General features: G+C 34.9%; 13 protein-coding genes. 5 read left to right on the plus strand and 8 right to left on the minus strand.

The features are described from left to right. Window positions 1-38 precede the first annotated feature (38 nt). From tagH to tagD, 8 genes are all read right to left on the minus strand, one after another. Window positions 39-1,622: a teichoic acids export ABC transporter ATP-binding subunit TagH gene (tagH, locus tag Q5C82_RS00920; protein ID WP_003219644.1), complete on the minus strand. Its 1,584-nt coding sequence runs from the start codon at window positions 1,620-1,622 to the stop codon at window positions 39-41. A gap of 19 nt (window positions 1,623-1,641) precedes the next feature. Next, window positions 1,642-2,469, minus strand: a complete 828-nt coding sequence (tagG, locus tag Q5C82_RS00925; RefSeq protein ID WP_003219641.1) for a teichoic acids export ABC transporter permease subunit TagG — start codon at window positions 2,467-2,469, stop codon at window positions 1,642-1,644. Window positions 2,470-2,685: 216 nt separating this feature from the next. Continuing rightward, entirely contained in the window at window positions 2,686-4,713 is a 2,028-nt protein-coding gene (locus Q5C82_RS00930; RefSeq protein ID WP_003219639.1) for a DUF6270 domain-containing protein, read from the minus strand. A gap of 24 nt (window positions 4,714-4,737) precedes the next feature. After that, the gene (locus Q5C82_RS00935) at window positions 4,738-5,514 is read right to left on the minus strand and encodes a DUF6270 domain-containing protein (protein ID WP_003219638.1); all 777 of its coding nucleotides are present in this window, start codon (window positions 5,512-5,514) and stop codon (window positions 4,738-4,740) included. After that, window positions 5,511-8,195: a CDP-glycerol glycerophosphotransferase family protein gene (locus tag Q5C82_RS00940; protein WP_003219637.1), complete on the minus strand. Its 2,685-nt coding sequence runs from the start codon at window positions 8,193-8,195 to the stop codon at window positions 5,511-5,513. The genes Q5C82_RS00935 and Q5C82_RS00940 overlap by 4 nt, the downstream gene beginning before the upstream one ends. A 40-nt stretch (window positions 8,196-8,235) precedes the next feature. After that, on the minus strand, window positions 8,236-9,582 hold the full coding sequence (locus tag Q5C82_RS00945; RefSeq protein WP_003219635.1) for a glycosyltransferase family 2 protein: 1,347 nt from the start codon (window positions 9,580-9,582) through the stop codon (window positions 8,236-8,238). A 30-nt stretch (window positions 9,583-9,612) separates the two neighbouring features. Then, window positions 9,613-10,797, minus strand: coding sequence for a CDP-glycerol glycerophosphotransferase family protein (locus Q5C82_RS00950; RefSeq protein WP_003219633.1), 1,185 nt, complete (start codon window positions 10,795-10,797; stop codon window positions 9,613-9,615). 103 nt (window positions 10,798-10,900) lie between these two features. Further along, on the minus strand, window positions 10,901-11,290 hold the full coding sequence (gene tagD, locus Q5C82_RS00955; RefSeq protein WP_003219631.1) for a glycerol-3-phosphate cytidylyltransferase: 390 nt from the start codon (window positions 11,288-11,290) through the stop codon (window positions 10,901-10,903). 508 nt (window positions 11,291-11,798) lie between these two features. Here tagD and Q5C82_RS00960 point away from each other — a divergent pair. The 5 genes from Q5C82_RS00960 to Q5C82_RS00980 all read left to right on the plus strand — a co-directional run bounded on the left by Q5C82_RS00960 (window position 11,799) and on the right by Q5C82_RS00980 (window position 16,816). Next, window positions 11,799-12,572, plus strand: a complete 774-nt coding sequence (locus Q5C82_RS00960; RefSeq protein ID WP_003219629.1) for a WecB/TagA/CpsF family glycosyltransferase — start codon at window positions 11,799-11,801, stop codon at window positions 12,570-12,572. A gap of 95 nt (window positions 12,573-12,667) precedes the next feature. Beyond that, the gene (locus Q5C82_RS00965) at window positions 12,668-13,819 is read left to right on the plus strand and encodes a CDP-glycerol--glycerophosphate glycerophosphotransferase (protein ID WP_003219627.1); all 1,152 of its coding nucleotides are present in this window, start codon (window positions 12,668-12,670) and stop codon (window positions 13,817-13,819) included. 88 nt (window positions 13,820-13,907) lie between these two features. Beyond that, window positions 13,908-14,621 carry a 2-C-methyl-D-erythritol 4-phosphate cytidylyltransferase gene (locus tag Q5C82_RS00970; RefSeq protein ID WP_003219625.1) on the plus strand — a complete coding sequence of 238 codons (714 nt, stop codon included), beginning with the start codon at window positions 13,908-13,910 and terminating at the stop codon, window positions 14,619-14,621. Continuing rightward, window positions 14,618-15,643, plus strand: coding sequence for a ribitol-5-phosphate dehydrogenase (locus Q5C82_RS00975; protein WP_003219623.1), 1,026 nt, complete (start codon window positions 14,618-14,620; stop codon window positions 15,641-15,643). The genes Q5C82_RS00970 and Q5C82_RS00975 overlap by 4 nt, the downstream gene beginning before the upstream one ends. Window positions 15,644-15,646: 3 nt before the next feature. Further along, window positions 15,647-16,816, plus strand: coding sequence for a CDP-glycerol glycerophosphotransferase family protein (locus Q5C82_RS00980; RefSeq protein WP_003219621.1), 1,170 nt, complete (start codon window positions 15,647-15,649; stop codon window positions 16,814-16,816). Window positions 16,817-16,829: the final 13 nt, after the last annotated feature.

The raw sequence follows: 16,829 nt of genomic DNA on the forward strand, positions 1-16,829 counted from the left end.
GCAAAAAGGCTATTGGACATTCATCCAATAGCCTTTTCTTATTTCGACATCAAGGTCAGCGTATGCTCTTCATTATCAACTGCAAAAACCTGATCAGCTGCATTCACAAGAAAACGATTCTCGCTATTGTCATACAATACATCGCTGTCACTTAAAGATAGTGACGCCGGAGTGACTGGAGAAATGTTGTGAAAGATAAGTTCAGACACTTTATCATTCTCTATTACATAACTGATTTTTTCATAATCAAAATTCAGCGTTTTTCTGCCGTCAGCTGTTTCTCCTTCAGTATATCCATTTAATTTCGATTGGATGCTGCTGCTGTTGTCTCCCAGGAATTTCAGAAAGTATTCATAGGAAGATGCTGCATTTTGCGGGACATAAGGTGCAAAGGCAGCAGCCCGCAATTCAGCATGCTTCACGTTTGTCGTCACAGCGCTCTTTTTCACAAAATAAGACTGCCCGTCAAACTTTATTTTCGCTGCTTGCTTGCCTTTTGCAGCTACTGACACTTCGGTACCGAATGGCAGTGTAACGTCAGCTTTCTGTTTCAAATCTTGATCCTTATAAACAGACGCTTTCTCAGCTGCTATAAACCCTTGCTTATTAACCGCGGTTAAGTGCTCCTCTGACTTGCCCTTTGCATCGCCATGCTGATTCTTCACTTCATTTTGCGGAATAGCGCCAAAGGAAGCAATTGTACGAAGCGGGGCATTAAAGAACATTGTTCCTGCAGTAAAAACCGTCAGGATAGACAAAATAGCAATTTGAACCGCATTAGCCAGTGATTTCGGCTTTTTCTTCTTTTGGCGGAAACGGGCAAACGCTTCAGGATCTTCTTTCTTCCGCTCTTCCGTTTGCTCTTTTTTATATGTCTCTTTTTCTTTTTTCGACAGCTTATTAAACCAGTCAATAAACGCTTTGTACTCTTTGACTACTGTTTTTGTTTCATCAAACATACGAAGCTCGCCGTAGTGCATCCAAGCGACGCGGTCACACATCTTTTCGATCTGTCCAATGGAGTGGCTGACAAAGAAAATCGTTTTTCCTTGCTTTTTAAACTCATTTATTCTGTCTACACACTTCTGATAAAACGTTTGGTCCCCTACGGAGAGCGCTTCATCAATAATTAAAATGTCAGGGTCAATATGCACGGAAATCGCGAAACCAAGACGCGATTTCATACCGCTGGAATAGTTTTTAACCGGCTGATTAATAAAATCGCCAATCTCGGCAAATTCCACGATGCTGTCGTACATATCATCAATTTCTTTATTGGTTAACCCCATCATTAAACACTTGAGCCGGACATTGTCCCGGCCCGTCAATTGGTTATTTAAACCGGCAGCAATCGCAATCAGCGACGGCTGGCCGTTCATTTCAATTTCACCGCTGGTCGGCGGAATAATTTTAGCCAGCAGGTTAGACATGGTCGATTTCCCTGACCCGTTTATCCCTACAAAGCCGATTGTCTCTCCCTCATACACGTCAAAGGAGACATTCCGCACAGCAAAAAAACCATTATCCTTAGCCGGAAAAAACAATCCTTTAATCTTGTCCGATTGTTTTTTATACAAATGATACTGCTTTGAAACATTTCGAAACGAAACTTTTAGTTTCATCGTACAATCTCCTTACGTATTAAAGAAAGTCAACAAACTTGTCTCTGAATTTCATATGCAGAATAGAACCTACTAACAATAAAAGGAATGTGAACAGCCAGAAATACAGCGTGTACTTCATGTCTTGGAAAAACCATTTGCCGTCTAAGAAGCTGTTTCGGAATCCTTCTATCAGATAAAAAATCGGATTCAGCTTAAGCACAGGCAGCAGGTTCGGGTGATTTTTCCCGAGCTGCTCCGAGATATTCCAAAAAATCGGAAGTAAAAAGAACAATAATCTGGTTACGGCCTGCAGCAAAAATTGATAATCTCTGACAAGCACACTGATTGTAGAGTTAAACAAACTAAATGAAAACATAAATACAATCATGCAGATTAAATAGTAAATATATTGTATCCAATGCAAGCTAGGGTAAACGCCGCTTGCTAAAAGGACAATGACATAAATGCCCATCATTACAAAATAACTAAATAAATTTGAAGCAATCACGACAGAAGGCAGCGAACTGATTGGAAAATTCATTTTCGCGACCATATTGATCCGCTTAAATACACTGTTTGATCCATCAAGAATCGTCGGGCTAATAAAAAACCACGGAATCAAACCAGCCAGCATCCAAACAATAAAAGGCACTTCTCCGACACCCGTTATGACCGGCTGACTGTTGCGAATCCCCATACCAAATACAAACCAGTACGCCAGCATTTGAATGAGCGGATTTAGAAACTGCCATAATACACCAAGATAATTCATCTGATACTGAGACTTTGTCTCATACGAAGCCAAGCGCAAAATTAAAGGAAACGATGTCACTTGCTCTTTTACGATTCTTACTAATGCATTCATTGTTTATCTTCCTTAGACTTAAATGATTTTTTGGATCTTTCGGTTAAAGAAATTTGAAAGCACCGGTGAATATTGTAACAGATATTCATTCATTTTTCATGTAATAGTCGACAGACCCACTTGTTAATTTAAAAATCAAAGAAACAACCAATATAAAAAGAATAGTTCTAAAAAAGATAAAATAACAACAACCTTATTTTAGAACTATTCATGTAATTATTTTTTTAATTGGTCTTCGTATGTGATTTTTAATAACCTGTTGAAAAATTCTTTGTAGTAACCTGACTCATAATGAGAATAAGATAAACCATAAGGATATCTTTCATCTCCTATAAACTTTGTATCAGTCATATCTATTACTTTAGCTGAAGGGGCAATAGATAGGAAATAATTATCTAATTTATCCCAAAAATAATTATTTCTTCGTATCATCGGAATATCCTCAAATGTTTTTATTTTACCATCCAACCCATAATATGTTTCAGTAAACCTTCCCTTATTCAATATAATTTTATCCTCAGGAATAATGGTTTTTAATTTATCAAGAAATTTATGAACATTCGCTTTCCATAGCTCAAAAAACTTATGGTTTTCATGATGATTTAAAATATGTGTGTTACTCCAATTTGATAAAAATTTACTAGCTTCTATAAAATAGTTACAAGTCACAAAATTATTTTCTTGAGTTCTAATTACTGGCTTACTCGCATCGCAATAAAAATCAATAATAATGTAATCCGGTTTTGATTCTTTCAACTTTACAAAAAAATCTTTTTTAAAATCTGTTTCAACCCATGCCCGATCACTTTCTTTAACATCATTAAATTGATTAAAATCCGCATCTACGGGATCAGACATCAAACTAATGACTGATGAATGGAATTGTGTATAACAACATTTATAAAATTTTTTGTAATCAGGGTTAAAAAATGCTGAGGAATTGAATGCGTTTCTACTGAAACAAGTACCTAAAACAGCTATATTAAGCGTATCTGCATCTTTGTTTGAATCAAAAAGCATATACACAGATAATCTATTTCCACCATTTTTGAAAAACTTCACTTTATATCCATCAGCTATATTAAAATAATCAGTCTCAATATTTTCATTGCAGCTAATATAAACATAGTCTCTACTATCAATTAAAATAAACACGTCCCATACACTCGCATGATCTTTTCTTAGCAAGTTTAACAAATTCTTTTTGTTTATCTCACAAATGAAAAGATCACCGTTATTTAAAAGGCTGTATTCTTGAGAAAAATAATATTCAAAGCCATTTCCTTTTTTCTCTCTTTTTCTAAAGACCACTTTACATTGTGAATTTATCTGATTATTTATCTTAATATAAAGTTTCGCAAAATTATCATTTTCTTCAAATGAGGTTAGTTGAGCAATATTTGTATCTTTTCGATATGTGTGAAGAGATAAAGTGTTGCTTCCTGTTTTATTTAATTTGACATAATGAAATGGATGATTTCTCAATGCACTTAATTTATCAAGAGAACTCGGGAGATCTTTATCAACTAAACAAGAAATTAATATGGATTCAGAATTATTGTCTAATTTGATATAAAAATCCCAAATGTTAGAATCGTCAACAATGATATTAGCCGGAAGATTATATAAATCAAGGTCAACCTCAAAGTGGTCATCAACTTGAGACAGTTTTCCAAGTTCTATTTGTTCTTCATGATACTGATAAAGAGTTCCATGAGGTCTGCGTGAAAGAACAAATAATAAATCGCTGGTTTCAAATAATTTGTGTTTCTCTCCATTTATTTCAAATTTTAATTTAAATTCGTCAGTAGAATTACCCTTTTCAATACTATACATACTAAATTTTGCATTGTCAGGCTGTACTGTAATGACTAATTTATTATTCACTAAAGACAAGACTCCAAAATACAAAGAATCTGGTAGCTTTATTTTTAGTCTGTGTTGACCATCGAGACAGTAAATTAATTGAGCATCTTGGTTTAAAACTTTCAATTCCCAAGCATTAGAGAAGGAGAGTTTTTTCGATTTTATTATTTGAGAAAATTTCACTTCACATAAGAAATAACCTTCCTCATGCATATAAGAATGAGGTAGCTTTAGCTGAATAGGCTGTTCAAAGGCTATGTTATTAGTCTTTAATTTAAGAGCCAGGCCTTTAAATTCCTCGATTCTATTCGTATGCCCATAAATTATCCATCCATCATTTTTAGTATTTGCAGAAATATTCATTATCTCGATTTTCACGTTCAATCCTCCGTAGACGAGTTCTTATAGACTGAGTTTTTTTAACTGGTCCAAAAAGTCAGTGTAGTAATCCATAGTATAATGTACATAAAATTTGCCCCATGGATGGTTTTCATAGGAATTATAGATTTTATTTTTAAATAAATCTATCGCCTCTACATCACTGAAGTTGTCTAATACATACTCATCAAACTTATTCCAAACCTTATTATAATAATCAACATCTATTACCTTGATGTTTCCCCCATTAATAAGCAACTTTTTCTGCTCTTCTTTATCAAAAAAGTGATGAACGTTTCTTGCACTATTTAAGATAATTTTTGCTTTAGGACAATTTAATCTAACATAGTTATAAAAAAGCTTAAACTTTTGTTTCCATAGGGAAAAATATTTTTCAAAATGATCTTCTATATTAAAACTTTGTTTTTTATTTTGAATTGAAAGTTTATAATAATTTGTTTTAGGAAGTGTCCATCTGTTATTTGTAATATACTGGTTACTAGAAATTTCTACATAGCCGAAATGCACATCTGCAAAAAAGTCCAAAATTAATATATCTGGCTGAACAGATTTAATTTCGTTTAAAAAGCTATTCTCAAAATCAGTCTTTAAAGTATTTTTTTCATGATTAGACATATTCTCGTTATCAATAACAATGTAGTTAGGTTTACTCATTGTTGAAATAATGGACGTTTGGTTTTGTGTCAATACGCAATCGAAATAATTTTTATAATCAGCATTAAATTGAGAGTTAAAGTTATCGCGTGTAACACAACTACCGTAAACAGCTACTTTTTTCATTTCTTTATTCCCTCTTTAATATTAGTTCCTAAACTAACAATTTGTTGATAAACACGTTTACAGTTTTCTTTATCCGTGTATTTATAAAATTGATTAACCCTATTTATATATTTGGCATCCATTAGACAATTGTTCTCCATACAATTTATCAACTTATCAACTAATGTATCTTTATCAGTAACTACATCCCCAAACCCCATAGAATTGTAATCAAAATAACCTTTTTCCAAATGGTTTTTTTCGTATTGGAAGTAAAAAACAGGCTTTTTAAGGTAAGCAAAGTCAAATGCAACAGAGGAGTAATCTGTAACTAAAATAGCACTATTATTAAAATGATCTCGATAACTTTCATTTATATCCGCTATTCTCACTGAACTATTTTTATTGAAATCCCTCAACTGCTGAACAATATTTGGATGTGGGAAGAATACTATCTCGTATCCTTTTTCACTAGCTGCCCTAATAAGTTTAGTATCATTTAATAAATTATTAAGCTCATTAAAATAAACTGAGTTTTTAAAGAGGGGTGAATAATCTCTTTTCCCTGTTTGAGGGTTTATTTTTCCCACTAAATGATTTCTCCATGTTGGCATAATTAATATCTTTTTATGATTATGATTAACAAGCTTATCAAACCTAGGAAATCCAGTTAGAATTACTTCTCTCTTCGAATAATTATAATGACCGTTAATTATCGACTCATACTCAGGCTGAGCAGCAGTTATAAATAGTCTAATATTTTTCTTATACTTATTAAGCCACCCAGAAATGTCATCTTTCGTAATTCCATGTTGAAGAAAAACAAAGTTAAATTTAAATAAATCTTTATAATATTTCCTCATATTAACAAACGGATTTACTACATAATCATCTGCATGGGAAGATATGATTTCATCAGCAAGTAAATGCAAAAACTTATGTTTAGGTGAACCATATGCAACAACGGGTCCTATTTTTTTCAACCTATTATAATCTGGACTATCTTTACTGATAATAAAATATTTTTTGATACCGTCTTTCTGCTGCATTGCGTATTCAAATAAAGCTTCAGCATTATCATCTGCTTTGGTGATTCTATCCATAAAAAGCCATACTCTTTTATTTTTCTTTATTTTATAGAGATGTTCCATAATCTTTCTTACATTTGACGCTTTCTCAGCGCCTACTTTATTAAAAGTCTTAAAACGTCTTTGAGCCCGCTTTTCTTTTGCTCTAATAATCTGATTTTTATCTTTTAGAACTACTAAATTATTAAGTTTATGATCGAAATAAATCCCTATACCATTCTTGGCGTAGAAATCAACTATATGTTTATCCAGTGGGAATAATCGTCCAAAGTTGATTTTTACTTTTATTAGTTTGCCATTTGATGAAATCATCATTTCTATATTAGAATTGTTTTCAAGATCATCAACTGGGATATCAACTTTAAAGCCTAAGTATTCTTTAACCGGTTTATTTAAGCAATATAGATTGTGAACTGTTCTATCAATTTTTTCAGCATGATATATTTTGTCATTGACACATGCTTTCACTTCTAATTCGGCAGCATCAAATAATGAACCAAAATTACCTTCAAGGGTTAAAATTCCCTTTTCAATGCTTAATAGCTCCATTGTTAAAGCTTCATATCTCATAGAATTAATTAATTTCTCTTTAAAATATAAATTAACATTACGATTCAAAAAGATTTTTTTAAATACATTTTCTTGATTTCGATATTTCAATTTGATTAAAAAGTATTTTCTGTGCAAGTTAAGAGATTTTTGTTCAAAGATTATATCGTCATCTATAAATGCGAGTATTCTTTCTAGCAAGTCAAAAAACTCTTCAACTTCCTTATCAGTTAAAACATCAGTTCTGTCTTCTATATTTATTCTCCACTGTAGGTCATAGGCAATCATATACTGAATGTATCGTGGAACGTATCCTAATGTTGTAATACTATGATTAATTAATTCTCGAGAGAAATTCTTCAAATAATCCGTATACCATTTTTTATCGTTTTTACCTGTTTGAGTTGCGGAGGATGCATCCTCTCTACGTCGATAATTATATTGTCCTTCTTTTACAATTCCGTATACTTGGCGTTTCATTATAATTTTAGTCAGCCATTCACTATCTTCAGCATAGGCCATATCTTCATTAAAAAAGTGATTTTTAACTACTTCTTTTTTCACGAATGAACTTGGTGCCGATAATTGAATGTCTGTATGTTCTTTCAAGATATGAACTAATCTTGTTCTATCAAATTTATAATTTAATAAATGTGGACCACTTGTTTTACCAAACATCATCATTGGAATGGAAACCACATCGACTTTAGAATAATTCTTTTCAAAAAAATCATATACTTTTAAAAGAGTTGAAGGAGATAATGTATCATCCGGATCTAAGAAATTAATATATTTCCCTTTGGCATATCTTAAACCCTCATTACGCGCACTACTCGCTCCGCCATTTTTCTTATCGATAAAGACTATATTTTCTGGATACTTTTCTTTATACTTTAAGCAAATCTCCCCCGACGCATCAACACTTCCATCATTGACTAAAATCAACTGTATATGATGCTCAAAATCAAGTGCCTGATCAATTATGCTTGTTATAGCTTCATCTAAAAATTCTTCTACATTGTAAATTGCCATTATAATAGAAAAGAAAAAATTCTTTTGTTCCAAGTTTTCATTCTCCTTTTAAATATTGTTTTACTGAAAAGTATTAAGTTCTTATTAACTTCTTGAAAAATTTATTTAAAACATTAACTTTTTGGAGATTAATATAATTATTATCTTTTTCAACTATAAACCTAAAAAAAATAACTCCTAAAGGAAGTTTTATTTGATAAGAAGAATATTTTCTATCCCTAACTGTAGTTCTCCAAATAACAATATTCTTTTGTTTTTGTTCGTTTATTAACTTGGCCTTTATAAATTTTCTTCCATAAGAGACGTAAACATTATTTTTATCGTTAATTGCAGATTCTTCATTACTGAAACTTACAGTTAGCTCAATTGAAAGTTTATTGACTTTCCATGAAGTAATTATGATTTTTTCGTTTTCAAGATTCCCTATTTGAATAAGTTTGTTGACAGGATAACCCCATCGTTTAAATGAAATCAGATACTCTTTTAAATATGTTTTCATTTTTTGATTAATAATTAACTTTTCATCTATATATTTCAAAATGTGATATAACTGCTTAAAAAATTCACGCTGTTCTATCTCATCTAGTACTTCATAAATCAAGTTATTGTTTTTTTGAAAAATAAATAACTTTACATGATTAAGAATTAAGCATTGAATATAAGGTATAACTTCACCGTACTCTTCTAGAGATCTCTTGATCATTTCACCATAGCCATTTGTAAGTAAAAAAGTATACCTATTTTTTTTAGACCACGAGGTATCTACTAGAGAATCTTCCTCTTTTCTCTTTCTGTAGAAATATTTAGCATCAGGAATAAGGCCATATTTTTGTTCTTTAATTAAAAAGGTGTTAATAAATAAAACATCTTCCCAGAAATCCATTTGTTCGTTAAAAGCAATTCCCAGACGTTCTATTGCTTTTTTTCGAAAAAATGTTCCACCAATATGATAGTGAATAGCAGAGTAATTATCAGTTATGTTTACAATGTTTTTATTACTTTTAAATCTATAATTAAGTGAGTGCTCTCCGTTTTTATTGTCAAAGAAAAATAGCGGCAGCACCGCTAGATTAATATCGGTATGCTTTTCAAAAAACTTTAATACCTTAGTAATAGCATTTAATGAAACTTTGTCATCAGAATCTATAAAGCCTATAAATTCACTATCTTCACAAGCTTTTAATCCATTATTTCTTGCTAAACTGACATTTGGTGTATCTTGATAGATAATTTTAATGTTATTTGGAAATGCAGTTGCGTATTCTTCACATATGTTTTTTGAATTGTCAGTGCTATTATTTTCAACCAGTATTATTTCTATGTTTTTTTCAAAATTAATAGTTTGATCAATGATACTCTCAATGGCTTCTCTTAGATATGATCCCGAATTATAAACAGGCATTACAATTGAAAACAACATCTCAAGTACTCCTTTAAAAGAATATGTTTTTTATCCGAGTAGTTCTTCCACAACTTTTTTAGATGAATCACCTTTTTCCAAGTAACAAAATTGATCGTAAAACGAAGTAATATTTTCATCCTGTTTATAGTTCTTTGTTTTGTGTATAGCTTCAATTACTTTTTCTGTTGTTTTAAGAAGAGGCCCCGGAGCGCATTTTTCAAAATCATAATAAAAACCTCTTAGGTTATCTCTATAAAATTCAATATCGGGAACATAAAAAAGGATCGGTCTCTTTAAACCGGCAAAATCAAAAAACACTGAAGAATAGTCTGTTATTAATATATCTGATATTAAATATAATTCTCTAATATCATTATGATCTGAAAAATCGTAAGCAAATTCCTTGTATTCAGTTAAGTTAATATTCTCAGATACAAGATAATGCATCCGTAAAATAAGAATATATTCATTGCATAATTGATTTTTTAGGCTTTCTAAATCTAAAACCATATTAAATTTATATTTACCTTTAGCATAAAATGAATTATCTCTCCAAGTAGGAGCATACAAGATAATTTTCTTATCTTTATTAATACCTAATCTTTCTTTTATTTTCAGCATTTCTTCATTTCTATTTTTTTTATGTAAAAAATCGTTTCTCGGATAGCCAGATTCAATAAATGTTTTTTTAAACTGAAACGCACTTCTAAAAATCTCGGTAGAGTAAGCATTAGGGGAAATTAAATAATCCCATTTACTAGCTTCTTTAAGGAAGTTTCTTTTATATTGCTCAGTCGTCGTGCCTGGCATATGTACTTCATCCATGTCATTCGCAAGTTTTTTTAGGGGAGTTCCGTGCCAAGTCTGCACATATGTGGTGTTTCTCGGTTTTGGGATCCATAAAGGCAAGCGGCTGTTTGTTACCCAGTATTTCGCTGTAGCCATATACCATAACCATTTGAGTGAGAATCTTCTTAGATAATTCACATCTGAATTATCAAATAAATCTTTGTTTCTTTTGTCGATACTCCAGATTAATTGATAGTCATATTTATCTTTATTTTCCTCAAGATACTCGAAAATCGCTCGTGGGTTGCAGCTGAATTGTTTGCCTGAATAGCTTTCGAAGATGATTAATTTTTCGTTTCTGGGCAAAAGCCCAATTATTCTAAAAACAATTGAGTAAATTCTGACCAATAGGCTTCTATATTTCATTAAAATCTTTGATTTCATTTTAGACTCCTTAAATATCAAACAATTAAATACTTCTCTTCTCTCAGCAAACAAGAAAAAAAGAAGCAACTGAATTACTTCAAGCCTCTTTTAGTTAGTGCTTCTATAAACTAGCCATGTCTTTTTTAATTTGGGTAGTTGAAATGCCATCTGTTCTTGGAAGGTAAATGACCTCGCAATATTCCTTTAAGAAATCAAATTTCCCTTTCCAGTCATCGCCGATGACAAATGTATCTATATCGTGCTTTTGAATATCTGAGATTTTTTGTTCCCAGTTTTTTTCGGGAATGACTTCATTAACTAAATCGATTGTTTCTAAAATGAATTTTCGATGTTCATAAGAATGATGCGATTTTTTTTGTTTTTGAAGATTAAATTCATCTGTAGACAATCCTACGATTAAGTAATCACCCAGATTTTTCGCTCTTTCCAGAAGCTTCATATGTCCGTAGTGAAATAAATCAAATGTTCCGTACGTTATCACTTTCTTCATTAGATAACATCACCTTCCAACCGTTTTCAACTGAGAGTACCAGAAAAAAACCAAAAACCTTAACAGATCGTTTATAATTTCGACATATTTTTTACGTACCATTAATAATGAACAATAATAGCATAAGTTCCTATAAAAGTTAAGGCTCTTTAAAAATGTAAATCATCAGCATTTTTTGGTATCAACGTTGTATTGATGTATAAATTTTGCAGGCCTAATGTCTCGTCCATACCCATTATAGCAAGTTTTCTTTTTCGGAAAAATTACTTCTTTTGTCGCATTTTTAAGTGAAACGATTTTCTTTCTGCTGCGTCATTTATTTTGTACGCCCTCCCTCATATTAATTCATCGTCAAAACGTGAAGGAATTGTAATGTGAATGTTAAAAGTTCCTAAAGATTTTTGTGGTAAGATAGAGTAAAATGTTTTCAGGCAAAGAGGCTTTAATCAAACTATACGAATGACACGTGTTTTTTATAGACATATAGATGAAAAGGAGGGTTGATACGATGCAAACAAAGCCCATTAATCAATTAGATTTTGTAGACAGTGAACTGACTTCATTTGTATCACATTTAGAAACGACATATTTGGATCAGAATAAAGGTGCGTTCATCGTAACAGCGAATCCTGAAATCGGATTTGAAGCGATGCAGAATCCGCGTTATGAAGCGGTTCTTTCATCTGCTGATTTTATTTTGCCAGACGGCATTGGTGTTGTGATGGTTTCCAAGTTGATTGGAAAGCCGCTTCAATCCAGAATTGCCGGCTACGATTTGTTTACATCGCTGCTGGATAAGGCTGATCAAAAGAAAAAAAGGGTTTTCTTTTACGGTGCGGCTAAGCATGTGATTGCGGAAACAATTGAGCGAGTTAAACGTGATTTTCCCGGAATTGAAATTGCCGGATACTCTGACGGCTATGTGAAGGATCAACGTGAGGTGGCAGACAAGATTGCAGCCTCAACTCCTGATATGGTATTTGTCGCGTTAGGATATCCTAATCAGGAGTTCTTTATCCATAAGTACCGCCATTTATTCCCTCAGGCTGTTGCTGTAGGGCTGGGCGGAAGCTTTGATGTGTTCAGCGGCAATGTAAAAAGAGCACCCTCATTTTTTATCCGTTTTCACCTTGAATGGATGTACAGGCTGCTCACCAACCCTGCCCGCTGGAGAAGGATGCTGAGCATTCCTAAGTATGTTACAGCTGTGCTGAAACATGAACGGGCTTCAGCAAAGCCGCATTATACAGGACAGGTCAAAGATCAATCACGCCATCTGTAATCGGCCTTAAAGGAGCTATGGTATGTAATGAAAAGCATGAATCATTCGCTGAGCCTGCGGACAATCTGTGAAAACCGGTTTGAGCTGATGACAGATTGAAATCCTGGTTTGCGTTTTTTTATTATTTGTTCATCAAAGTCATTGGCGCATTGCTGTTTTGGGTCAAGCTAGGCAATCAAGTGACGCTCCTGGTTTCCTTTCCTGATAATGCCCGTGCAATATTAAAGGAATACCAGAAGGGGCACTTTTCATTTCCTATTCATGTACTGCTTACCCAGCATGCCAAGTCACTGGAAAAAGAATTTCCTGAGCTTACTGTTTCAGTTATTAACGAAAAACACCCGCTTCATATATGTAAAGCGGTCTTTTCTATGCTGAACAGTAAGACTGTGATTGTTGATAACTATTTTGTTTTGACAACTGTTTTGACCAGCAGGCCTGATATCGAGTGTATCCAAGTTTGGCATGCGAACGGAGCGTTTAAGCGATTTGGGTTAAAGGATATCAACACACAGAATCGTTCTCGGGCTGACATAAGACGCTTTCGCAAAGTGTATGCTTCATTTGACAGGATTGTCGTCGGTTCTGAACATATGGCTGACATATTCAAGGAATTTTTCGATATAAAAGGTGATACATTTCTTCGGTTTGGTGTACCTTTAACGGATGCTTACTATGAGGCGCGGGAAAACAGCAATGACCTTAAAAGCAAATATCAACTGCCGGCAGAGAAAAAAATCATTCTGTATGCGCCGACCTTTAGAGATCATCAGTTTGAAAGCTTTTCGCTGCCGTTTTCAGAAAAACAGCTGCAGCATGATTTAAAAGGAGAATATTTACTTGCAGTCAAACTGCACCCTGTTATGAAGGAATCTGCTGAATTACCTGAGGATAGTGCGTGGATAAAAGATGTGTCAGATCTCCCGCTTGCAGACCTTTTAAAGATGAGCGATCTGTTAATATCAGACTATTCTTCTGTCCCATTTGAATTTGCTCTGCTGGACAAACCCATTTTGTTTTATACGTATGATATGGAGGCTTACAACAGAACCCGTGGTTTAATTCGGCATTATACAGAGGTGATCCCCGGAATGCCTTGCTGTGATTCAGGAATGCTCTTGGACCAGCTGAAAGATATGGACAAGCTCCAATCTGAAGTGGAGCGCTTTTCTCGTGAGTGGAATCTGTACTCCAGAGGGAATGCCAGTAAGCAGCTTTTAAGCTATGTAAATGAGAAATCAAACTGATCTTTATATATAATAGAGGTCGGTATTGCAAATAATATGAAAACCTTTTATAAAACATTATGAGTTGTAGTAAGGAAGGAGTCATTTTATGATTTATGCTGAGATTCTAGCCGGTGGAAAAGGTTCCCGCATGGGGAACGTCAATATGCCAAAACAGTTTTTGCCGTTAAATAAACGCCCTATTATCATTCATACGGTTGAAAAGTTTTTATTAAATGACCGTTTCGATAAGATTTTAATCGTTTCACCTAAAGAGTGGATTAACCATACAAAAGACATTTTAAAGAAATTCATCGGGCAGGATGATCGCCTGGTTGTTGTTGAAGGCGGCAGTGACCGTAATGAGTCTATTATGAGCGGCATCCGCTATATTGAAAAAGAATTCGGCATTCAGGATAATGACGTGATCATCACTCATGATTCTGTGCGTCCATTTCTGACTCATCGCATTATCGACGAAAACATTGATGCGGTTCTTCAATACGGTGCGGTCGATACCGTGATCTCAGCTATTGATACAATTATCGCTTCAGAAGATCAGGAATTTATTTCTGATATCCCTGTCCGCGATAACATGTATCAGGGACAAACACCGCAAAGCTTCCGGATCAGCAAATTGGTCGAGCTTTATAATAAACTGTCCGATGAGCAAAAAGCTGTCCTGACTGACGCTTGCAAGATCTGTTCGTTAGCAGGTGAAAAAGTGAAGCTGGTCCGCGGTGAAGTCTTTAATATTAAAGTAACGACACCATATGACTTAAAAGTGGCTAATGCCATTTTACAGGAGCGAATTTCACAATGATTAATCAAACGTATCGTTTAGTTTCTGCCCGACAATTTGAAGTGACGTATAAAGATAAAGTTGTCCATTCAGATAAGGTCGTTGTACGGCCTACCCATTTATCCATCTGTGCTGCCGACCAGCGTTATTATACTGGCTCACGCGGCAAAGAAGCGATGGATAAAAAACTGCCGATGGCACTGATCCATGAAGGAATCGGGAAAGTCATGTTTGATCCGACAGGCACATTTAAAGTCGGAACCCGGGTTGTTATGGTGCCAAATACACCGGTTGAAGAGCATGAAGTCATTGCGGAGAATTACCTGCGTTCCAGTAGATTCCGTTCAAGCGGCTATGATGGATTTATGCAGGATTACATGTTCATGGCGCCGGATCGGCTCGTTGAACTTCCGGACAGCATTAATCCGCATGTCGCAGCCTTTACTGAGCTTATTACGATTGCAGTTCACGCGCTTTCCCGCTTTGAGCGTATGGCACACAAGAAGCGCGACACATTCGGTGTCTGGGGAGACGGAAATCTCGGATTTATCATGACGCTTCTCCTGAAGAAGAAATATCCGGACAGCAAAGTGTTTATCTTCGGAAAAACACCTTACAAGCTTGATCATTTTTCTTTTGTTGATGCAGCTTATCAAATTAACGACATTCCTGAGGATGTCCGACTCGATCATGCCTTTGAATGTGTAGGCGGACGCGGCAGTGAAAGCGCAATTGAGCAGATCATTGCCCATGTTCATCCTGAAGCTTGTGTAGCGCTCTTGGGCGTATCTGAATACCCAGTTGAAATTGAAACAAGAATGGTGCTTGAAAAAGGAATTACGCTGATCGGCAGCAGCCGCAGCGGACGCGAGGATTTTGCCCGTACTGTGGACTTTTTAGCTCAATACCCTGAAGTCGTTGATTATTTAGAAACATTAGTAGGCGGACGGTTCCCTGTACGCAGTATTGAGGAAATTACAAACGCGTTTGAAGCAGATTTGACTTCATCTTGGGGAAAAACCGTTATCGAATGGGAAATTTAAACAGTGAAAACATTCCTTACACGAATCGTAAAAGGAGTATTCGGCACTGCTTATAAACTATTGAGCGCTTTATTACCAGTACAGCACGACAAAGTTGTCATAGCTTCCTATCGTGAGGATCAATTAAGTGATAATTTTAGAGGTGTCTATGAAAAGCTGAAGCAAGATCCGTCTCTTCGCATCACCCTGCTTTTCCGCAAGATGGATAAGGGGCTGATTGGACGAGCTGCATATTTGCTTCATCTTTTCTGCTCGCTATATCACCTTGCCACGTGCCGTGTGCTTTTGTTGGATGATTATTATTTTCCTTTGTATGTTGTGCCAAAACGCAAGGAAACTGTCGCCATCCAGCTTTGGCATGCTTGCGGCGCATTTAAAAAATTCGGCTATAGCATAGTGAACAAGCCGTTCGGCCCATCTTCTGATTATCTGAAGATTGTTCCCGTGCATTCTAACTATGATTATGCCATCGTCAGTGCACCTGCTGCCGTGCCGCATTTTGCCGAAGCTTTTCAAATGGAGGAAAAGCAGATTTTGCCGCTCGGCATTCCAAGGACGGATTATTTTTACCATAAGGAACATATTCGCACTGTACTGGATGAGTTTCATCAGGCTTATCCTGAACTTAAGCATAAGAAAAAGCTTTTGTATGCTCCTACTTTTCGAGGCAGCGGACATCATCAAGAGGGTGACGCTACCCCGCTTGATCTGCTACAATTAAAGTCGGCGCTACACCATAAAGATTATGTCGTGATGCTCCATCTTCATCCGTATATGCGCAAGCATGCGCACACGGAAGAGGATGATTTTGTGCTGGATTTAACCGATTCGTACTCTTTGTACGATTTGATGGCAATCTCCGATGGGCTGATAACCGATTATTCTTCAGTCATTTTCGAATACAGCCTTCTGAAACGTCCAATGTATTTTTACTGCCCGGATTTAGAAGACTACTTGAAAGAACGTGATTTCTACTATCCGTTTGAATCGTTTGTACCCGGGCCGATTTCGAAAGACGTTCCATCGCTTGTACACGATATTGAGAGTGATCACGAGGCTGATACGAAGCGGATTGAAGCTTTTTCACAGACGTATATTACCCATCAAGACGGCAAATCTTCAGAGCGGGTAGCCGATTTTATTTCATCATTTTTAACATCTGGTGCCGATTAGGAGAAAGTGAGGT

Origin of the sequence: uncultured Bacillus sp. (assembly GCF_958411575.1) — a bacterium.
GTDB lineage: Bacteria > Bacillota > Bacilli > Bacillales > Bacillaceae > Bacillus > Bacillus spizizenii.